We start from the raw sequence: 21,259 nt of genomic DNA, 5'->3' as shown, positions 1-21,259 counted from the left end.
AGATGTATTACTTTGCTTTAATATCTGTTCCAAGTCGCTGTAAATAAGCGATCAATGCAATAATCTCTTTGTCGCTTTTTACCTTAATGTTATTCTTTTGCAGATCTTCAGCGATTTCTTTAGCCTGTATGTCCAGATCACGGTTTGCTTTATGCTCATAACCTTCGGCATAAGGTACACCCAGCGTACGCATCGCATTGATCTTGCTGCGGGTAGTTGTTGTATCTAAAGTTTGTGTAATCAGCCATTCATACGGAGGCATAATACTTCCTGGCGACATGGTTTGTGGATCGAGCAGGTGATTAAAGTGCCATACGTTACCATATTTACCACCTTCACGCTGTAAATCAGGTCCGGTACGTTTTGAACCCCACAAATGTGGATGATCATATACAAATTCACCCGCCTTGCTATATTCACCATATCTTTCGGTTTCGGAACGGAATGGACGGATCATCTGAGAGTGGCAGCTTACACAGCCCTCTTTGATGTAAACATCGCGACCTTGTAGTTCCAGCGGTGTATATGGTTTTACGCTACTGATGGTAGGAATGTTAGACTTAATGGTAAACGTTGGCATCATTTCGATAACTCCACCAATAAGGATAACGATTAATGAAAGCACCAAAAATACCATTGGTTTACGCTCCAATACGCGGTGTAGTTTTTTATCAGAACCCTGAGCAACATATTTTTCGGGCAATGGCATAGCTTCTGCAGGCTCATTGGCTAATAATTTGCCTGTACCTACAGTTTTGAACAGGTTATAGGTCATCACAATCACACCGATCAGGTATAGTGCACCACCTATTGCCCTTAATACATACATCGGAACAATTTGTAGTACCGTTTCCAGAAAGTTAGGGTACCTTAGCATACCTTCTTCCGTAAATTCTTTCCACATTAAGCCTTGTGTAAATCCGGCGAAATATAGCGGAACGGCATAGAATATAATACCCAATGTACCTATCCAGAAGTGGAAAGAAGCTAGCTTTTTAGAGTATAATGATGTTCTGTAAATTCTAGGAATCAGCCAATATAAGATACCAAATGTAAGGAAGCCATTCCAGCCAAGCGCACCTACATGAACGTGTGCTACTATCCAGTCAGTATAGTGTGCAATCGCATTAATTTGCTTCAAAGCCAGCATTGGACCTTCAAAGGTTGCCATGCCATAAGCCGTTAAACCAACCACCATAAATTTAAGGGTAGCGTCTTCACGAACTTTGTCCCACGCACCGCGTAGAGTAAGCAAGCCATTGATCATACCACCCCAGCTTGGTGCAATCAACATAATAGAGAATGCAACACCTAAAGATTGCGCCCAACCCGGAAGTGAGGTATACAGCAAATGGTGTGGACCTGCCCAGATGTAAATGAAAATGAGCGACCAGAAATGGAGAATACTCAGCTTATACGAATATATAGGTCTTTGAGCCATTTTAGGCAGGAAGTAATACATCATACCCAGGTAAGGGGTAGTTAAAAAGAAAGCAACAGCATTGTGGCCATACCACCATTGTACCAGTGCATCCTGAACCCCTGCATATAAATAATAACTTTTAAAAGCTGATATAGGGAGCTGGAAAGAGTTTACAATATGTAGTACCGCAACAGTAACAAAGGTGGCAATGTAAAACCAAATGGCTACATACATGTGCTTTTCTCTTCGTTTGATGATGGTACCAAACATATTTATCCCAAATACTACCCAGATGACAGTGATTGCAATGTCGATTGGCCATTCCAGCTCGGCATATTCATGGGAGGAGGTAAAACCTAAAGGAAGTGTAATCACAGCAGAAACAATGATCAACTGCCAGCCCCAGAAATGTATCTTACTTAATACATCACTAAACATCCGTGCTTTAAGCAGGCGTTGTAAAGAGTAATAAACCCCCATAAAGATGGCATTACCTACAAATGCGAAGATGACCGCATTGGTATGCAATGGTCTGATCCGTCCGAAAGTGGTGTACTGTGAGCCCATGTTTAATGCAGGCTTAAAGAGTTGCATGGCAATGAGCAATCCAACCGTCATGCCTATAATACCCCATACAATGGTGGCTATGGCAAAGTTTCTGACGATCTTATTGTCGTAGTAGAATTTTTCTGTCATGTGAAATTAATGAAAGGTTTGTGGATGTAAAATTACCCGGGAGCCTGGGTTATTGGAATGATGGATATTTGAGTTAAATATGATCTTCGTCAGTTTTATCAATTACTTTTTGCTCGCTAATGTCATCGTCAAAAAGTATCCGGACACCAGGCGTATAAGTGTCGTCATGTTGTCCGGTTTTGCTGGCCCAGAAAAAGGCCGCAAGGAAGATAAGCGCCAGTAAAATACTACAGCCTATCAGAAAGTAGATCATGTTCATAACAATTTGTTTTTACGTGCATAGAGCCTTGCTGCTATGCTGGTGAATGAAATAATGGTTATGGTGCTGATTGGCATTAATATAGCTGCGATAAGCGGGGATAATAAGCCCTGTATTGCAAAATATAATCCTAGTGTGTTGTATAGTAGCGATATGATGAAACTGATGTGAATGATCTTTACCGCATCTTTGGCCTGTTGGATAAATTGAGGTATCTGATGAAAAGCAGCACCATCCAATATGGCATCACAATCCGGAGAGAAATTGTTGATGTTATCCGTTACGGCAACACCAAGGTTGCTCTGTCTTAATGCTCCGGCATCATTTAGTCCGTCTCCGAACATCAATACTTTTTTGCCCGAATTTTGAAGCTTCTTGATGTAGTCGAGCTTGTTTTGTGGACTTTGTCCAAATTGCATCTGTTGTGCACGAGGGAAAAAAGGGATAAGTGTTTGCTTATCATGATCCTGGTCGCCTGATAGCAAATGTAGGTCGGCCTGTTTGCTTAATTTAAAAGTCAGATCTTTAAATCCTTCGCGCCATTGCTGTTTGAAGGTGAAATATCCAAGGTATTGGTCATTGATCATCACGTGGACACTGCTGTTCATTGGAGAGATGATCAGCGGGAGACCAAGGAAAGTGGAACCTCCCAATTTCACTTTATTTCCGTTAATCGTGCCGCTGATTCCTCTTCCAATTTTTTCTACGTATTCATCTACAGGGTAGACCTTGCTTATATTTAATAGTTTTACCAGTTCCCGACTTAAAGGGTGACCGGAGTTTCTGGCTAAATCGCTCAGTAACTGTTTCTCTTGTTCAGTAATGTTTCCCTCGAAGTTAAAACCTGCTGCTTCAGGATTGGTGATTGTTCCTGTTTTATCAAATACGAAAGTATCTATGCGAGCCAGCTCTTCTACTACAGCGGTACTTTTTAAATAGAACTTATTCCTGTCAAAAATGCTCAGGACTGCCGCCAATGTAAAGGGAGTACTCAGAGCCAATGCACATGGACAAGCGATGATGAGTACAGCTGTAAAAGAGGCGACTGCCTTAGTGGCATTACCATCATAAAGCATCCAGAAAGCGGCGGAACCTATGGCGATAAGCAACAATAGCACACTAAAATATTTGCTTGCAGTATCACTAAACGTTTTGATCCTGTTTTTATCAGCAAAAAATGCTTCATTGTTCCATAGTCCGGTCAGGTAACTTTGCGATACAGGTTTGACCACTTCAAGTTCAATTGCACCTAAAAGCTGGCGACCACCGGCATATACAACTTCACCCAAAGTTTTCTTTACCGGTAAAGATTCACCCGTTACAAAGCTAAAGTCGATCTCTGCTTCACCCTTTAATAGAATTGCGTCGGCAGGAATAATTTCATTGCTTCTGATGAGCATTCTGTTGCCTAGACTCAATTCGTTTAATGGCACCGGCTTTTCCTTACCATCCTTAATCAAGGTTACTGCAACGGGAAAGTAAGACCTGTAATCCCGCTCAAAAGAAAGATGATGGTAGGTTCGCTGTTGCATCCATTTCCCGATTAATAGAAAAAAGACCAACCCACATAAGGTATCAACAAAACCGGCGCCCGTGTTGCTGGCGATTTCCGCAAGAGAGCGGATAAACATCACTGCAATACCTAAAGCAAGAGGGAAATCAAGGTTTAATACACCTCTTTTCAGATTGTTATAAGCAGAAATAAAATAGTCCTTACCACAGTAAAGTACTATCGGTACGGCAAATACCATATTTAACCAACCAAAGAAGGATTTAAACTGTTGTTCCAGATCCGATAATCCGAAGTATTCCGGAAAGCTAAGTAGCATTACATTCCCAAAGCAAAAGCCGGCAACCGCTATTTTGGTAACCAGTGTCCTTTCTGAAAAATTAGCTTGTTGCTTTTTTACTACATCCTGCAGGCTAATCAAAGGCTCATAGCCGATAGAAACCAGTATCTCGACAACAGAACGTAAAGAGGTTTGCTCGTTTTTGAAAGTGACGGCCACCTGTTTCTTTAAAAAATCAATTCTGGATTGAGCAATAGCAGGATTTATTTTATATAGGTTTTCGAGTAACCAAATACAAGAACTGCAGTGAATGGCAGGAATATATAGTGTAATCGTTGTTATTTTCTCATCAGTGTAATCTACCAATTTAGCCACAATTTCAGGCTCATCCAGATATTCAAAATGCTTTGACTGGACTTTTTGGGATTGGCCCGGTACATCATTATAGGCATAGTAATTATCCAGATTATGATTGGATAGGATTTGGTAAACACCTTTACACCCTAAGCAACAAAACTGTTTATCGTCGTATAAATACAAATTTACAGGTAGATCATCTCCACAATGGTAACAATGCGTTTTTGTTTTGAGTGTTTTTTGCTGCAACATAGATCAAATCAATTTTGACCAAAGTTCAGTCAAGGTGTCACTTTTTGCTATGACTAAAGTCACCACCAAATATGATACTAATCATTTTTTTAGTAGCGTGATTGTACAGTAAAATTAAAAGCCTCATATTTATGCATGGAATGGAACATGGTGATCATGGGAATTTTTACTATAAAAATATAAGAGATGCAGTACAGGGAAATATTAGATCAGCTTCGTACCCATGTTGCAAGCTTATTCCTGGCGCAAAAGGACGAGCGCTTTGTTTATCACAATTTACATCATACAGAACAGGTAGTTGAAAATGCAGCTAGAATAGCTGATCATTATCAATTATCAGAGCAGGATTTTTTTATTGTAACTGCGGCAAGTTGGTTTCACGATATAGGCTATTTGTTTGACTGTAATCAGCACGAAGCCAAAGGCGAAGGCCTTGCTACCGATTTTTTAACGGAAAAGGGCGTAGATAAAGACACAATTACTTTAGTTGGAGGCTGTATTATGGCTACAAAAATGCCTCAAAATCCTGTTGGCTTGTTGCAGCAGATTGTTTGTGATGCAGACTTATTCCATTTGGGAAGCGATAGTTTTAAAGAAAGAAACAGGCTGATGCGTAAAGAGGCAGAAGCCTTTTGCAATAAGGAAATTGATAAAAACGAATGGCGGATTAAAACCATAGCGCTTTTTAAAGCCCATCATTATCATACAGATTTTTGCCAGCATTTACTAAACGATAAAAAAGCACAGAACCTTGCCGAAATGGAAAACAAGCTAATAACCCAGACAGCAGAAGGGACAACAGCCGTTTCAAAAGCAGATAAAAAGAAAAAGAGTGATAAACCGGAGCGTGGGGTCGAAACCATGTTTAGGGTTTCTTCTGCAAATCATCAACGATTGAGTGATATGGCCGATAATAAGGCCCACATCATGATATCTACCAACTCCATTATATTGTCGGTGATTTTGAGTTTACTGCTGCGCAAGCTGGAAGATAACCCACATTTGATCATTCCTACAATGCTATTGTTAATAGTCTGTGTGGTAACCATGGTATTTTCAATCCTGGCTACCCGCCCGTCAATCCCTGAAGGCGTATTTACCCCTGCAGATATCGAGGAAAAACGCGTAAACCTGCTCTTTTTTGGTAATTTTTACCGGATGAGTCTCGCGGATTACCAAAATGGAATGCTTAAAATGATGGATGACAGAGATTTTCTTTATGGGAGTTTAATTCGGGATGTATATGCTCAAGGGGTAGTCCTTGGCCGTAAATACCGCTTGTTAAGAATTGCCTACAATGTATTTATGTTCGGTATTGTAGCTGCCGTTTTAGCTTTCATCATCGCTTCGGCAGTAGTAACTATGTAAGGATAACTAACTAAACATGCTTATGAGACGATTTTACCTCAACTTTTTATACATCACCATTGCCTTATCCATTTTTGGATCATACGCCTGTAAAAACCCAGTCAATAAATATACCAGCCCTAAAGGCTACGATTTTAATAAACCCGAGAAATTTAAAACGCCCTCAAGTTTGCTGGAAATATCTGGTATAGCCTTTTATAATGGTAATAGTGATACTGTTTATAGTATTCAGGATGAGGACGGTAAGTTGTTTCGGCAGAAATGGGGTGTTCCAAAGCAATACCACATGAAATTTGCAACTAAAGGTGATTTTGAAGATCTGGCTATTTTTAAGGAAACTGTATTTGTGCTGAAAAGTAATGGTACGTTATATTCATTTCCCTTTTCTGAAGCCGTAAAAAAATCCTCCGATAAAGTTAAGGAAAGGAAAAAGCTGGTTCCAAAGGGCGAGTATGAAGGCTTATATGCGGATATCCAAAACAATAAGATTTATGTTTTATGCAAGAAATGCGATATAGACAAACAAAAAGAACAAGTTACAGGCTATATTTTCGATTATAAACCTGAAACGGATAATTTATCCCCGGCAGGTACCTTTAAGCTCAACTTAAACCAGATCAAAGCGCTTGATCCTAAGCTAAAACCAAGCTTAAGGCCCTCTGCATTAGCGAGGAACATCAGGACAAATGAATGGTATGTGCTGTCATCTACCAATAAAATGTTGCTGGTCACTGATGCCAATTGGAGAATTAAAGAAGCTCATCGTTTAAACTCATCAACGTTTAATCAACCCGAAGGAATTGCTTTTGATAATGCGATGAACCTGTATATATCTAATGAAGGAGATGAGATTACTGATGGCAATATTTTGAAATTTAGATTACATAAATAATGCAAGCCATAACGCTAAATCTAAATAAGGGTATAAATGGCTCCGGTCAGGAGCTTGTTGGCGCTAATATAAAGCTCTCTCTACGTCCTTTTATTAATTATATTGAAGGGAGACTGGAGACCGAAAAGACTGCTAAAATCAATTTTTACAGATATATACTCGAAGAGTTTAATAAATATCCTGAACTTAAATATCCGATCTCTAATGAAGATGCAGGTAAATATATTTCGCTTTTTGAACTGATCTACACAGCTTTATCGCCTATCATCAATGATGAAAAACAACAATACTGGGCATTAGGTACGCCCATATCTCCATGCTTTCATTATGGTACAGACGCTTTTTACAGCGTTTTGATGGACGCCACAAAATGTAATCTAAAAACAGATCTCAGCCTGCCCTCTAAAAAGGAAATGGAGAAAAGCTTGTTGTCTGCATTTTATAATATCATTATGGAGCGGTTTTACAACTTCTCCTTAACCGGTAACCAGTTGGTTATTCATTCAATTATAGATCCTGATACACGTTTACTTAAATATTACAGGCTAAATGTAGATACCCGATTTTTGGATATCACGACCAGCATTAAGTTGCCGGAGTATAACCTAAAAGATGTTAAAGATTACATCAAAGATGAAAGAAATACCCTAAAGATCTTAACTAAGCTTATCCCTCCTCAAATATTTACTATAGAAGGGATTTCGATTGTTACCTTAACCGATGTTACAAGTGAATATGCATTGGATACAGTTAAAAATCTGATCATAGATCATAACGAATCGCAGCAAGGATTGCATACCAAAGAGATCTCTACGGCCTTAAAAACACTTGTGGGGACGGATCATATTGATTTTGGTATGATTCCTTACATCAAACTAAATAACAAGTTACAGCTCAGCGAGCTTTCAGGTTTCAACAGTATTTTAATTCAGCTTGGAAGAGAGCATGGTCAGGATGAAATGGAACACAATGGACTGATTGAAGATTATATCAAAAATCCGCGTACTTTAATTTTTCCGGAGATCACTGAAGAGGATCAACAGCAATACCCAACGTTAAAACTCTTGGGGCATGAAGGCATTAAAGCTTATGCACTCTTTCCATTGTATTATAATGCCCGTTTTGTTGGATGCCTGGAATTGTATACAAAAGATTCGAGTCAGTTTAACGGAAACACACTAAGTAAAATTGAGGCCGCATTTCCATTGTTAGCACAACTGTTTCAGAATGTCATTATCGATTTCAACAACGAAATTCAGGATGTAATTACAGATAAGTTTACCGCTTTACAGCCTTCAGTAAGATGGCTCTTTCATGAAGCTGCTTATAATTATATACAATCAGGTGCTAAGGATAGAAATTTTCCCATAGAACCTGTGTTTTTTAAAGATGTATATCCATTTTATGGTGCCATAGATATTAGAAATTCAAGTATTCAACGTAATGGCGCTATACGAAGAGATTTGTATTTCCATTTTGAAACGCTTGAAAATACATTAAATGCGATAAAGGAAAGGTCTGCAGCGTGTATTGAAAATGAAATCCCCGAAGGAGTGTCTTTATGGAATAACAAACACCTGGATGAACTATCCGATCGGGAAATCTTTAAAACGGAAGACTATCTACAACGACAGATACCAATTTCTTTACAGCATCTAAAAGCTACCTATCCCGAAGTTGGAGATATTGTAGATGATTATTTTAAACTGATTGGGGATAAAAGGAAAAGCTTTGAAAATAGGGATCGTTACGAGAAAAGTATGCAAATGATTAACGTAGCGGTAACCAGACATCTGGATGAGTTTAATGCTGAATTGCAAAGTATTTATCCTTGTTATTTCGAGAAATTCAGAACGGATGGTGTAGAGTTCGATATCTATCTTGGTCAGTCTATTTCACCAGGAATTGCCTTCTCTCAAAATATGGTTCACGATTTTAGGTTAAGACAACTGCGTATACTTGCCGAAATAGCACGTACAACAAATAATTTAGGTCCTTATTTTTCTATCCCATTAGAAACTACGCAGCTTATTTTTGTCTATGAGAAGCAGATCGATATCAGTTTCAGGATTGATGAACAGCGGTTTGATGTAGAGGGTAGTTACAACATCCGCTACCAGATGGTAAAGAAACGGATCGATAAAGCGTTGATTAAAGATACGAACGAACGGCTTACACAGCCTGGTAAAATAGCGATTGTATATTTTAACAGTGCAGAGGCCAAAGCTTACCATGGCTATATTAAAAAGTTGCAGAATCAGCGCTTATTGAATGATGATCTTGAACATCTTGAATTGGAAGAGCTGCAGGGTGTAGAAGGATTAAAAGCGCTTAGAATAGGGGTTAAATATTAAATAGCTAAAGTATGTATTTAAAGAAGACGCTTTTTGCAGTGTTATTGTCAGGTTCTGGTCTTGTGGTATCCATGGATATTAAGGCTCAGGGACTTGCCTCGAAAGATTCCATTACGATTGCAGTTGCACCCGAATATAATAATGTTAGCGGTTTTCATCGGTTCTGGTTAGGCGAAAGTTATCGTAAAATATGGGCTACGCCTGTAAAAATGCGCATCATAGATCTTCAGAAAGAAAAAGGAGGATTAACCATTGTAAAGCTTGGAGGAGGGATGCAAACCCGTTCGCTCCGCATGGTTGATCCTACAGGTAAAGAATGGGCATTGCGTACAGTTCAGAAATATCCGGAGCGGGGACTGCCAGAAAATCTGAGGGCAACTATAGCTAAAGATATTGCCCAGGATCAGGTCTCCACCAATCACCCTTTCGCAGCTTTAGTTGTGCCCGATTTAGCAGGTGCATTGGGTTTAGGACATGCTAAACCTGAAATAGTCTACGTGGGCGACGATCCCGGATTAAAAGAATATAGAAAAGATTTTGCTAATGCTGTTTACCTGATTGAGGAAAGAAGTCCTTTTGAAGAGAAGACCGACAATACCGAGAAGGCTCAAAAAAAGATCCAGAAAAATAATGATACGCAGGCAGATCAGCGCTTAACCCTACGGGCAAGGTTGCTCGATTTCTTACTGGGTGATTGGGACAGACACGAGGATAACTGGCGTTGGCTGGCAAGGGAGGATGGCAATGAAACCGTCTATGAGCCGGTGCCTCGCGACCGGGATAAAGTGTTCTATAAAACGTCGGGAGTATTTCCCTGGGTATTGAACCATCAGTGGCTTAAAACGCATTTACAGCCTTATAGCGATAACATCAGGGATGTAGACCATTGGAATTTTAATGAGCGCTACTTTGATCGGTACTTTTTAAATGAACTGACGGAAAAGGATTGGCAGAAAGAGGTCAAATATGTGCAACGCAAACTTACTGATCAACTGATCCATGAAGCATTCAGGAAAATGCCAGGCACTGTATTTAAGCTATCAGGGCCAGAACTAATCCGATGTTTTACCTCAAGACGGGATAAGCTGGATACACTTGCTATGCAGTATTACAGATTCTTATCCATAAACGTTGATATACCCGCATCTGGTAAAAAGGAAATTTTTAAAGTAAAGAATCTGGAGAACGGTGATGTAGAGGTGATTGTTCATAACATCAATAAAGAAGGAAAACAGGGCAGATTAGTTTATAAAAGAACTTTTAATAAGGGCGTAACCAAAGAGGTGAGGTTGTTCGGTATAGGTGGAGAGGATACCTTTTCTATTGAAGGATCATCCGCGTCACCTATCCGTGTACGTTTAATTGGTGCTGAGGCAGCCAATAAGTATAAAATTGCAGCTGATGTGAAGAACAGACCTTTCATCTATGATAGACCAGATGGAGGAAGTGAATTCCCCGATAAATCCCAGGCCAAATTCAGGTTGTCGAAAGACTCGTTGGTTAACCGTTTTGATAAAAACAGCTTTCTGTATGACCGTTCCGGGGTTCTTGTGAATGGCGGTTATAACATTGATGAGGGAGTACAGATTGGTTTAGGTTACATTATCGAAAAGCAAGGCTTCAGAAAATCCTCTTATGCACGCAAACATGAGTTTTGGGCCAACTACAATACAGGTAGAAGATCATTTATATTAGATTACGTGTCTGATTTTAAGAAGGCTATCGGCAATAATGATCTAACCATACATGTCAATCTTCTTGGCCCTAATAACCTGAGTAACTTCTTTGGATTAGGTAATAACACTACGAAAACGCACCCCGATTTTGAGGCCGAAGGGCTGGACAGAGAAGCAGGTATCGCTTATTACAGAAACCGTTACAATTACCTTAATGCTGATATTAAGCTGGGACGGCAAATTGCTAAAGGCTTAAGAGCTGATGGAGGTCTATTGTTCTCTTATTATGCGAGTTCAGCTGCTGCCAACGAGAAAAGGTTTTTAAATGATTACAATGCTGCAAATCCGGGTCAGGAAGTTTTTTCTGATAAGTTGTATGGTGGCTTAACTGCCGGATTAACTTATGATACCAGGGATAATGTAGCTATACCTAAAAAAGGCATTTATTGGAAAACATCTTTAATAGCACAAAACCGATTGGATAAAACCAGTGATAGTTACGGTGCATTAAGAAGTGAATTCCGCTTCTATATCAACCCCGGGAAATCGGGATTTGTGATTGCCAATCGTATCGGTGGAGGAACTACCCTGGGAGATCCTACCTTCTTTCAGTCTATGCAACTGGGTGGTGTGAACAGTTTACGAGGATTCAATACCAACCGTTTTACCGGTACCACTATGTTTTACAATAACTTAGATTTAAGATTAAAGCTCTTTAACTTCACTTCTTATCTGGTTCCAGGAACCGTAGGTATGGTCGGTTTTACTGATATAGGCCGTGTATGGGAAAAGGGAGAACATTCTGACAGATGGCACCAAGGTTATGGCGGCGGTTTGTATATAATGCCCGGTGAAGTCATTTTACTACAGGCCAGTGTAGGAGCTTCAAAAGAAGCAAGTATGCTGTATTTGTCTATAGGGTTTAACTTTTAAAAGTAAGGTGTTTTATTTTGAATGTTGATAAATAACCCCTAATTTGAATACCAATTTAACCACACCACAAACCATACTAAAACAATGAACAGAAGAGAAGCGCTTAAAAACACCGCGGTCTTGCTCGGAACCGCAATTTCGGCAACAACCTTCGGTGTTTTATTTGAAAGTTTTACACTTCCGGAAAATGAAAAGAACTCAATTTCATTCTCTGCAGATCAGGAAAAAGTATTGGCAGAGTTTGCAGATATCATTATTCCGCCTACAAAAGACGCAGGGGGTGCTAAGGCAGCCGGATTAGGAAGTTTCATACCGATGATGATTACCGATTGTTACCCTGCTAAAATGCAGGAGGCTTTTGCTGAAGGCCTGAAAGAGATGGAAGCTAAATCATTAAAGGATTTTAATAAGGATTTCTTATCCCTTACCGTAAAGGAACGTGAAAAATTAGTTGGTGACTTAAGAACCGAAACCATCGAAAAACTAAAGGCTGATAAAGCTGCAAAAAGAACTGGTGTTACCTATTTCTTCGTGCTGGCAAGAGATCTGACCATTTTGGGGTATTATGCCTCCGAAATAGGTTGTACGCAGTCGCGTGAATACATTGCGATACCGGGCCGCTATGATGGTGCTGCAGATCTTAAACCGGGACAAAAATCCTGGGCTAGTTAACGTTTTAATATTAAGGAAACCAATCATGAATATAAATACCGACTTAAAGAAGGAAAATACATACGATGCTATTGTAATAGGATCGGGGATAAGTGGTGGCTGGGCTGCAAAAGAATTAACTGAAAAGGGATTAAGGGTATTGATGCTGGAGCGTGGAATGAACGTTGAACACGTAAAGGACTATGATACAGCTATGAAATCTCCTTGGGAGCTTAAACATGCAGGTCGATTGACCGAAGAGCAGAAAAGAACACACCCTGTTCAGAAAAGAGACTACCCATATAGTGAGGCCAATGAAAAATGGTGGGTAAACGACCTGGAATGTCCTTATACGGAAGACAAACGTTTTGATTGGTACAGAGGCTTTCATGTTGGTGGTAAATCGTTAATGTGGGGGCGTCAAAGTTATCGCTTTAGCGACCATAACTTTGAAGACAATGCAAAGGATGGGCATGGTAATGACTGGCCAATCCGTTATAAGGATATCGCACCTTGGTATGATTATGCAGAACGTTTTGCAGGTATCAGTGGACAAGCAGAAAACTGGCCTTTGTTACCTGATGGACAATTCCTGCCACCAATGGATTTAAATTGTGTAGAAAAATCTGTTAAAAAGAGGATAGAAGAACATTATAAAAAATCCCGGATCATGACTATCGGTCGCGTAGCCAATTTAACAGTTCCACACAAAGGTCGTGGCAATTGCCAGTACAGGAATTTATGTAGTCGCGGATGTCCGTTCGGGGCTTATTTTAGTACGCAATCTTCCACTTTACCGGCTGCAGAGGCTACTGGAAGGTTAACATTAAGACCATATTCTATCGTAAATCACATCATTTATGATAAGAATACTAAAAAAGCCAAAGGAGTAATGGTGATTGATGCTGAAACCAACAAAACGATGGAGTTTTATGCAAAGATTGTTTTTGTAAATGGTTCTACACTAGGTTCTACCTTTATCTTGTTAAATTCTACTTCAGAGGCTCATCCAAATGGCTTAGGAAATGGAAGTGGTCAGTTAGGACATAACTTAATGGATCATCACTTCCGTTGCGGTGCATCAGGTGAAGCCCCTGGCTTTGAGGATAAATATACTTTTGGCCGTAGGGCTAATGGAATTTATGTGCCTAGGTACCGTAACATAGGTACTGATAAACGTGATTATCTACGTGGATTTGGTTATCAAGGTGGTGCAAGTCGTAAAAACTGGCAAAGTGATGTTGCAGAGCTTGCCTTTGGTACTGATTTAAAAGAAAAAATGAGCAGTCCTGGTGCATGGACGATGGGACTTGGTGGTTTTGGCGAGATGTTGCCTTATTACGAAAATAAGGTATATATCGATAAAACCAAGAAAGACAAATGGGGACAGCCTGTATTGGCTATTGACTGCGAATACAAGGAAAATGAGAAGAAAATGCGTAAGGATATGATGAACGATGCAGCCGAAATGCTTGAAGCAGCGGGGATGAAAAACATCAGAACTTATGACAATGGTTGTTATCCGGGAATGGCAATTCACGAAATGGGAACAGCCAGAATGGGCAATGATCCAAAAACATCTGTATTAAACAAATGGAACCAAATGCACGAAGTAAATAATGTATTCGTAACAGATGGTTCTTGTATGCCCTCTATTGCTTGTCAAAACCCTTCATTAACTTTCATGGCCTTAACGGCCCGCGCATGCGATTATGCAGTTAAAGAACTGAAGAAAAAGAATATTTAATTAAAATGCTATAAAAAAAATGCAATTCACTTATAAATTTAAATTACATTCCGATGCAAACTAAAAAAATACTATTATCATTCCTTCTTTTAGTTCCCTTAACTTTAGCTTATGGCGCAGCTGCCTCATCAATTAAGCCAGTATATAAAATTGAAAATAATGCCACATCCTCTAATAATTATTATCCAAAAGTTACCGACCTCAAGGCATTTTTAAAGCAAAGTAATATTACGATCATTCTTTTTAATGCACATTGGAGTGGCCCAGGAAAAATAGCCTCTGCTAAATTTAAAGCATTAGCCACTAAGTATAATGATAAAAAAGCAAATTTTGGCGTCATTGATATTGATGTAAACGAGGAAGATGTGAAGGTCTATGCTTCGGGAACAGTGCCAACAGTAATCGTTTTTGCGAATGGATCAAGCGTAAAGAGTTTTACAGGTGGCAAAGCGATCAAACTTGATCTTGAATCTTATCTTTCATCATATATATTACAAAATTAAATCTTTAAAAATCACATAAAAAAGAGGGTGATCATCTTATAAAATGGCCACCCTCTTTTTTATGTATTTAAATAAATGAGATTAGTTTACACGTTCAAATTGATAACGTATTGGCATATACCTAAATACTGGTACATCTCCGTAATATTTATATTCATTGTATGTGTTGGCTAAGAAACTTGTTGGTTCATAATCTATTATTGTGACTTCAAGAATCTCTTTTCCAGCTTCAGTAAATACTCTTAGTCCTAGTTGACCTGGACGTATATTTTGCTTAGTTGCAGAAAAATTTACGTTCATTGCCGACAATTGTACCAATTGCATTTTTACTTTAGGATACCCCGAAACTTCTTGCAAACGTTCATCTACTTCGCCTAAGTTGGTAACAGCAGCATCTCTGAAATAGTTTTTAACATCACCAGTCATTTGTACAGTTAAACCATTTTCACCAAAAATAAGTAAGTCTTTATTTGTATTCTTACTAGGTAATGTTGCTGGATCATCATTAAGGTAAGTTGTATTTAATACTAACCAGTCTATATTACTAAAAGCTTTGTATTTCCATGTGCCAATTAATCTGGTGTAGTTGCTCCCAAAAATAGATACTTTAGTTGTTGCAAAGTTACCCGCAACATAGTGATTGTTGATTGCTGCAAGTTTTAAAACAATCAAATCTTTTCCTGCTTCTTGTTTAAGGAATTTAAGTTTAATAGTTCCTTTTGATTTTCCTGCAGGAACTACAATTTCTTTCGTTCCGTCAAAGCTAAAGTTTACGCCTTCAACAGCAGTACTACCTTGAGCAAGTTCTACAGGGATTCTCATTTCTTTTTCCGCTACAAAACTTCCAACTCCTGTTTGTAACGTCAAATTGATCTCTGCGGTTTCTGTCATAGTTACATTTGGATACTCAAAAGAGTAAATTAAAATGTCCTTAGGTTGAATAGAAACTTCAGTAAATAATAAGTTTCCTGAGGTTGCACCAGCAGGCATAGTACCTAGCTCAACTTTGAATGATTTGTTTTTATCGAAAGAAGCAGTGGTGGTAACTTTCACTTCAGCCGAATTGGTTCCTGCTGCAATTATAAATGATTCCGCAGAAAGTGTGTAGTCAGTTCCTTTAACAGCGCTACCACTTATTGTAAAAGGAATGGTGGTAGTTGAATTTACATTAGCAGAAGTTATCACTTTTAAAGTAACCTCTCCAGATTGTGGAATGCCGTATGAAGCTTTTTCAAATTCGATTTTGACATCTGGTGATGCATTGTCTTTTTTGCTGCAAGCTGTAAGTCCGATAGCTGCAATTAGAAATGCTGTAAAAGCATTTCTCCATTTTAATAATCCTGTTTTGTTAAACATAGTTGGTTTTTAATTTATTATTTATGTGTATTTAGTTGGCTATAGCTTGTCCCATTCTGCACGTTTGGCATCCAGAATTGCCCTTTCATCGTTAGTTAAGAAAGTTGGCGCAGGTATGGTGTAATCGAGGATATAACCACTTTGTCTAGGTGGTACCTCATTTTCTTTTTTGCAGGCAGCGGTAGACATCGTGACTACTATAAAAGCCGCTAGTGTAAATTTTTGCTTCATTTTTTATGAATTATTTAATGTAACCTGGGTTTTGAATAAGGCTGTTGTTAACCTGGATGTCTGCTCTTGGAATTGGGAAGGTATACATAAATGCTTCCGTAGTGTATTTACGACCATTTGATGCTGCCCAAAATGATGGTCTTCCATTTCTTTTCAGTTCAAAAAAACGATCCCCTTCTGCATAAAGCTCTTTTCTTCTTTCATTTAAAATGGCTTGCATTAAAGGACTAAGCGGTATGCCGGTTGCATCTTGGGTGATCAAGCTGTTTGCTTTAACTGGTGGTAGGGTGGCAAGTGTATAAGGACCATACTTAGGAATCCTTTTCTTACGAATCATGTTTAAAAATTCCAGGGCTTTTCCATCATTAGATTTATGCGCATAAGATTCTGCAAGAATCAAACACATTTCGTCGGTACGCACACCAGCAAAGAGATTTTTAAGGTTGATACGCTTAGCGCCAAAAATGATTTTAAACCTTATATCTTCTTCCTTCTCCGCAAATAGATCATAAAATTCTTTAGCCGCAGGGCGTGATTTTATCGTATTCATATTGGCATTGTAGGATAAGTCCGATGAGTTATCACTGAAAATATAAGAGCGAAGTAAAGTATTGCCTTGTTGTGTATTTTTACTTTGGATCATAGTTCTGTAACTAGCTGTATCCAACATGGGATGTGTGGCCAATAGTTCTGTCGATTGGCTAATCGCTTTGTCCCAGTTACGGGTCCAGAAGTGTAAACGGGCAAGATAAGCGCGGGTTACGTCTTCTGTAAAACGGAACAATTGGTCTTTAACATGAAATGATATAGACCTGTTTAAGTCCTGCTCAATTTGATTTATCGTTTGTCCATAGGTACTACGCAATGGTTTTTCCTCCATATCAAAACTTGTAACAAGAGGTAAACCTAGTTGGTCATCGCGTTGATAAGGTTCACAAAATTCACGTAGTAACAGATAATAACTTATACCACGTATGGCATAAGCAGTTCCTAAAACCGTTTTACTCTGCTCATTATCTTCTGGTTTCAGATTATCAATGATGATATTACAATCACGGATACGCGCATACAGATTTGAATAACGTGTTTGCTGGTTATTTAGTTGTTGGCCTATATAAATGGGAATAACGCTTCCCTCTGGGTAAATGGTAAGGTTAGCATCCAGATTATCTGCATAATATTCCAGAGATGATACTCTACTACTATTGCCAATTAATGGCTCATCAGTCCCATAATCAATCTCGTTTAATCTCGTGTGCAGTAATGAAGCAAACTCATCCGCAGTTTTAGGGATAGTTTTACCATTAGGCTTGATGTCAAGAAATTGCTTGCAGGACGTAAAAGTGGCTAGCAGAGGCAAAAGGGTAAGGATATAAAATCTTTTCATATTTGTAAATTATAAACCAACGTTAATACCAAAAGAACAAGATCTGGTAAGTGGGTAGACTGCACCCGGTGTTTCAGGATCTATACCTTTATAATTGGTAATAGTAAATAAATTGGTTACTGAGAATGAAAAACTTAAAGATTGTAGGTTCATGCGTTTAACCACGTTAGCAGGAAGCGAATATGCACCGGTAACAGAACCTACACGTAGGTAAGAAACATTCTGCATCATACTTGCATCAGTAATGGTACTGCTAGTAGGGTTGGTTAAACTCAATAATAATGGAGTTGCATGAGCATCAATTAATCTAGGATAACCAGTTGTAATTGGGTTTGATGGTGTCCATCTGTTTGCCCAATTTCTCGAAACATTTACATGATTTAAGTATAAGTCATTTTCCTGTGTTGGTAGTGTTTCTGTAGTAGTTCCATTTAATGAGCCAGATGATAACGGTGGACTAATCTTTTCAACAATTTTGCCCCCTATAGAATAATTACCGCCAACACTTAATGAGAAGTTATTATAGCTAGCTGATGTAGAGAATCCTCCGGTTAAAGGAGCTGTTTTAGTGCCCAGATAAAATAGGTAGTTGTTGTAATTGGTCAAATCCGCGCGATCAGTTATTTTAGCATCCGGACGTAGTTCATATTTATAAATGCCGGTTTCAGGATCTATACCAATTACTTTCCCAGAGAATATAGAACCTAAAGGATAACCCACTAGCTGTCCTTCACTAGTTTTCATTGAGCCACTAGGTGTTGTAAATTTCGTTAGCTTATTAATATTATAAGCTGCATTAACAGAAGTGCTCCATGAAAAAGTTTTATTTTTAATATTCAGCGTACTTAAAGTAAGTTCTAAACCCTGATTAGTGGTTTCAGAAGTATTAAAACTTTGAGAGTTGAAACCAGTAGTGGAGGGTACCCTTAACTGGCTAACCAGATCAGTACTTTTTCGGTGATATACTTCAACCAAACCATGAATGCGCTCTTTTAACAAACCAAAATCCATAGCAGCTTTCATATCTTGAGTTTTTTCCCAACGCAAATTTGGGTTGGGTGCATTACCAATATTTCCCATTCGGTAATAATCATTATATGTTTTACGGAAGGCGTTAGAATAATCCATTACCAATTGCGGATATACCCCCTTATTTACGTTTCCTGTGTAACCTGTTGATACTTTAAAGGAAAGTGAGCTGAATATGGGCTTAAGACTTTCAAAAAAAACTTCTTGATCAGTATTCCAAGAAAAGCCGAGTGACCAGGCCGGGTTAAATTGCTGGTTGCTACCAAAGTTGTTAGAACCATCTGTACGGGCAGTAACACTGGTAATATATTTTTTATTATAAGCATAGTCAACAGAAGCATAAAAGGAAGCAAATGCTTCTTCAGACAAACTTTGTCCGGCCAATGCATCCATCATAGCTGCGTAAGTGATTAAGTCATTATAATCAATTTTATCACTGTTAATTGGCTTCGGTGGTATAGGCATAGAAGAGTTCCCGGTAATTTCATCATATCCGTAACGTTTTGTGAAGATATTTTTCATTTGTTGTCTTCTAATCTCGCTACCTGCAAGTGCGCTGATATTGTGTTTCTCGCCCAATTTTTTATCATATTGAAACTGTCCGCGCAATAAATAACTACTATTGTTTGAGGTGGATTGAGCAATAGAACCATAAGTTCTTTGCGAACTTACACCATCAAAATATAAACGATCCTGAAAAGCAGCATTAGTGTAACGTCCGTTAATATTTTCGTTCCTGTTATCCGTATATGAATAAGAGCCCAAACCAATGAACTTAAAATTATCGGTAAATTTATATGAAATATCAGCAGTTACTGTACTGGAAAAGTTCTTGGCAATACTTGAAGTCTCATTAATTTCGCGAAAAACATTGATTCCATTTGGTGGGGTAAGAAGGTCATATCCGCCACCGTTTATTTTTTTTAGGTTAAAATAAGTGCCATCAGCCTTGTAATCACCATTTGCATTATATGGATGCTCATAAGGGTTGGCAAAATAAGCATATTCAAACAAATTTTGGCTGGTAGATGGCCCTTTTGCTGTTTGATAAGAGAGATCGAGATTGAAGCCGATAGACATCTTTTTATTCGGTGTTAAGCTCAATTTTGAATTCACATTATACCGATCAGCATTGGTTTTTCGAACCAAACCATTATTGTTGTTATAACCAGTCGAAACGTAATAAGTATTCTTGTCAGAACCGCCCGAAAATGAGAGGTAATGACTTTGAGAGAAAGAGTTTTTAAATAATTCCTTAAACCAGTCAGTAGATGTTTCCCCTGCCTTTGCAATTATAGCATCTTGTTCTGCCTTAGATAGACCAGCGTATTGGCCATATCCCGAGCGAACCATTCCAACCAAACCTATAGTCGGATAATAGCCTTTGTTTGTAAATCCATCTAAAGAAAACTGATCCCAAAGCTGTTGTTCCCAAGCCAGTTTTTCGGTCGAATTCATTAAGTTGTTATCGCGCTGTGGTGCCAGAGTTAATGAAGCATTAGTAGAGTAGGAGACCTGCATCTTTCCTGCAACTCCCTTTTTAGTAGTTACTACGATAACACCACCTGCTGCTCTTGATCCATAAATAGCTGCAGCTGAAGCATCTTTCAATACCGTTACCGAAGCAATATCATAAGGATTAATACCTGCAATACCACCAGAAAAGATTGTATTAAAATCTCCTGCCTTAATCTGGCTGGAAGTGATACTTGGAATGTCCTTTTGCAAAGGTACACCATCAACTACCCACAATGGTTCAGCATTTCCAGTGATGGTATTCGTACCACGGATACGGATGCTTGCTGATTGACCAGGTCTGCCACTTATTGAGGTTACTGCCAAACCGGCTACCTTACCTTGCAACAATTTATCAATATTTTGGAGAGGTTTATCTTTAAGCTCGTCGCCATCAACAATAGCTACGGAACCGGTAGTTCTTCGAGTGGTGGTTTGGTTGTAACCAGTAATCACCACTTCGCCAAGTGAAGCATCGGACGATTTTAGTACGATTACCATTGACCTGTTGCTCTCCGCTTTTACCTCTTTAGTTACCATGGCCACATAGCTTATGTGAAGTAATGATCCTTTAGGAACGATGATGGAAAAATAACCATCCGTATTGGTGCTAATACCTTTACGAATAGACCTGGCCATTACAGAAGCACCTGGAAGAGGATTGCCTTGCTCGTCTTTAACTATACCTGTGATCGTAACCACAGCAATTGAATCGCTTGTTGTGCCTAACTTTTTTACATTCTGGGCAAAGGCTTCAGCACCGGGAAATGCAAGGAGCATGCCGGTAAAAAAGCTAAACCCAAGAATTTTTAAGTTCTTGAAAGTAGATTTTTTATTCAT

Annotated in this window: 14 protein-coding genes; 7 read left to right on the top strand and 7 right to left on the bottom strand. The window is 38.8% G+C overall.

Going from position 1 to position 21,259, the window contains the following annotated elements:
* Window positions 1-7: 7 nt before the first annotated feature.
* The 3 genes from ccoN to P0Y49_11950 form a co-directional block, all read right to left on the bottom strand.
* Window positions 8-2,119, bottom strand: coding sequence for a cytochrome-c oxidase, cbb3-type subunit I (ccoN, locus tag P0Y49_11960; protein ID WEK17510.1), 2,112 nt, complete (start codon window positions 2,117-2,119; stop codon window positions 8-10).
* A 73-nt stretch (window positions 2,120-2,192) separates the two neighbouring features.
* A complete protein-coding gene (gene ccoS, locus P0Y49_11955; GenBank protein WEK17509.1) occupies window positions 2,193-2,378 on the bottom strand; it encodes a cbb3-type cytochrome oxidase assembly protein CcoS in 186 nt (61 codons plus the stop codon).
* Complete coding sequence (locus P0Y49_11950; GenBank protein ID WEK17508.1) at window positions 2,375-4,777, bottom strand: heavy metal translocating P-type ATPase metal-binding domain-containing protein; 2,403 nt, start codon at window positions 4,775-4,777, stop codon at window positions 2,375-2,377. Before P0Y49_11950 ends, ccoS begins: the two co-directional genes overlap by 4 nt.
* Window positions 4,778-4,963: 186 nt before the next feature.
* Between P0Y49_11950 and P0Y49_11945 the strand changes: the two genes are divergently transcribed.
* The 7 genes from P0Y49_11945 (at window position 4,964) to P0Y49_11915 (ending at window position 14,901) form a co-directional block, all read left to right on the top strand.
* Complete coding sequence (locus tag P0Y49_11945; protein ID WEK17507.1) at window positions 4,964-6,145, top strand: DUF5706 domain-containing protein; 1,182 nt, start codon at window positions 4,964-4,966, stop codon at window positions 6,143-6,145.
* Between the two features lie 22 nt (window positions 6,146-6,167).
* The gene (locus tag P0Y49_11940) at window positions 6,168-7,037 is read left to right on the top strand and encodes an SdiA-regulated domain-containing protein (protein WEK17506.1); all 870 of its coding nucleotides are present in this window, start codon (window positions 6,168-6,170) and stop codon (window positions 7,035-7,037) included.
* Window positions 7,037-9,391 (top strand): GAF domain-containing protein, encoded by a 2,355-nt coding sequence (locus P0Y49_11935; GenBank protein WEK17505.1) that lies wholly within the window; start codon window positions 7,037-7,039, stop codon window positions 9,389-9,391. Before P0Y49_11940 ends, P0Y49_11935 begins: the two co-directional genes overlap by 1 nt.
* A gap of 11 nt (window positions 9,392-9,402) precedes the next feature.
* On the top strand, window positions 9,403-12,000 hold the full coding sequence (locus P0Y49_11930) for a hypothetical protein (protein WEK17504.1): 2,598 nt from the start codon (window positions 9,403-9,405) through the stop codon (window positions 11,998-12,000).
* An 84-nt stretch (window positions 12,001-12,084) separates the two neighbouring features.
* A complete protein-coding gene (locus tag P0Y49_11925; GenBank protein ID WEK17503.1) occupies window positions 12,085-12,672 on the top strand; it encodes a gluconate 2-dehydrogenase subunit 3 family protein in 588 nt (195 codons plus the stop codon).
* 25 nt (window positions 12,673-12,697) lie between these two features.
* Window positions 12,698-14,398, top strand: a complete 1,701-nt coding sequence (locus P0Y49_11920) for a GMC family oxidoreductase (GenBank protein ID WEK17502.1) — start codon at window positions 12,698-12,700, stop codon at window positions 14,396-14,398.
* A gap of 53 nt (window positions 14,399-14,451) precedes the next feature.
* Window positions 14,452-14,901: a thioredoxin family protein gene (locus P0Y49_11915; protein WEK17501.1), complete on the top strand. Its 450-nt coding sequence runs from the start codon at window positions 14,452-14,454 to the stop codon at window positions 14,899-14,901.
* A gap of 81 nt (window positions 14,902-14,982) precedes the next feature.
* Here P0Y49_11915 and P0Y49_11910 read toward each other — a convergent pair whose 3' ends face one another.
* Genes P0Y49_11910 through P0Y49_11895 form a run of 4 tightly spaced genes read right to left on the bottom strand, consistent with a single transcriptional unit; the run spans window position 14,983 to window position 21,259 of the window.
* Window positions 14,983-16,257: a Calx-beta domain-containing protein gene (locus P0Y49_11910; GenBank protein WEK17500.1), complete on the bottom strand. Its 1,275-nt coding sequence runs from the start codon at window positions 16,255-16,257 to the stop codon at window positions 14,983-14,985.
* 39 nt (window positions 16,258-16,296) lie between these two features.
* Window positions 16,297-16,488, bottom strand: coding sequence for a hypothetical protein (locus P0Y49_11905; GenBank protein ID WEK17499.1), 192 nt, complete (start codon window positions 16,486-16,488; stop codon window positions 16,297-16,299).
* A 10-nt stretch (window positions 16,489-16,498) separates the two neighbouring features.
* The gene (locus P0Y49_11900; protein ID WEK17498.1) at window positions 16,499-17,875 is read right to left on the bottom strand and encodes a RagB/SusD family nutrient uptake outer membrane protein; all 1,377 of its coding nucleotides are present in this window, start codon (window positions 17,873-17,875) and stop codon (window positions 16,499-16,501) included.
* Between the two features lie 9 nt (window positions 17,876-17,884).
* Window positions 17,885-21,259 (bottom strand): SusC/RagA family TonB-linked outer membrane protein, encoded by a 3,375-nt coding sequence (locus tag P0Y49_11895; GenBank protein WEK17497.1) that lies wholly within the window; start codon window positions 21,257-21,259, stop codon window positions 17,885-17,887.

It is taken from the genome of Candidatus Pedobacter colombiensis (assembly GCA_029202485.1).
Classification (GTDB): Bacteria; Bacteroidota; Bacteroidia; order Sphingobacteriales; family Sphingobacteriaceae; genus Pedobacter; species Pedobacter colombiensis.
This window is presented reverse-complemented; position numbering and strand designations above follow the sequence as displayed.

Coding starts and splice junctions, on each gene's coding strand:
- ccoN (WEK17510.1), bottom strand. CDS start 2,119: ATGACAGAAAAATTCTACTACGACAATAAGATCGTCAGAAACTTTGCC.
- ccoS (WEK17509.1), bottom strand. CDS start 2,378: ATGAACATGATCTACTTTCTGATAGGCTGTAGTATTTTACTGGCGCTT.
- P0Y49_11950 (WEK17508.1), bottom strand. CDS start 4,777: ATGTTGCAGCAAAAAACACTCAAAACAAAAACGCATTGTTACCATTGT.
- P0Y49_11945 (WEK17507.1), top strand. CDS start 4,964: ATGCAGTACAGGGAAATATTAGATCAGCTTCGTACCCATGTTGCAAGC.
- P0Y49_11940 (WEK17506.1), top strand. CDS start 6,168: ATGAGACGATTTTACCTCAACTTTTTATACATCACCATTGCCTTATCC.
- P0Y49_11935 (WEK17505.1), top strand. CDS start 7,037: ATGCAAGCCATAACGCTAAATCTAAATAAGGGTATAAATGGCTCCGGT.
- P0Y49_11930 (WEK17504.1), top strand. CDS start 9,403: ATGTATTTAAAGAAGACGCTTTTTGCAGTGTTATTGTCAGGTTCTGGT.
- P0Y49_11925 (WEK17503.1), top strand. CDS start 12,085: ATGAACAGAAGAGAAGCGCTTAAAAACACCGCGGTCTTGCTCGGAACC.
- P0Y49_11920 (WEK17502.1), top strand. CDS start 12,698: ATGAATATAAATACCGACTTAAAGAAGGAAAATACATACGATGCTATT.
- P0Y49_11915 (WEK17501.1), top strand. CDS start 14,452: ATGCAAACTAAAAAAATACTATTATCATTCCTTCTTTTAGTTCCCTTA.
- P0Y49_11910 (WEK17500.1), bottom strand. CDS start 16,257: ATGTTTAACAAAACAGGATTATTAAAATGGAGAAATGCTTTTACAGCA.
- P0Y49_11905 (WEK17499.1), bottom strand. CDS start 16,488: ATGAAGCAAAAATTTACACTAGCGGCTTTTATAGTAGTCACGATGTCT.
- P0Y49_11900 (WEK17498.1), bottom strand. CDS start 17,875: ATGAAAAGATTTTATATCCTTACCCTTTTGCCTCTGCTAGCCACTTTT.
- P0Y49_11895 (WEK17497.1), bottom strand. CDS start 21,259: ATGAATAAAAAATCTACTTTCAAGAACTTAAAAATTCTTGGGTTTAGC.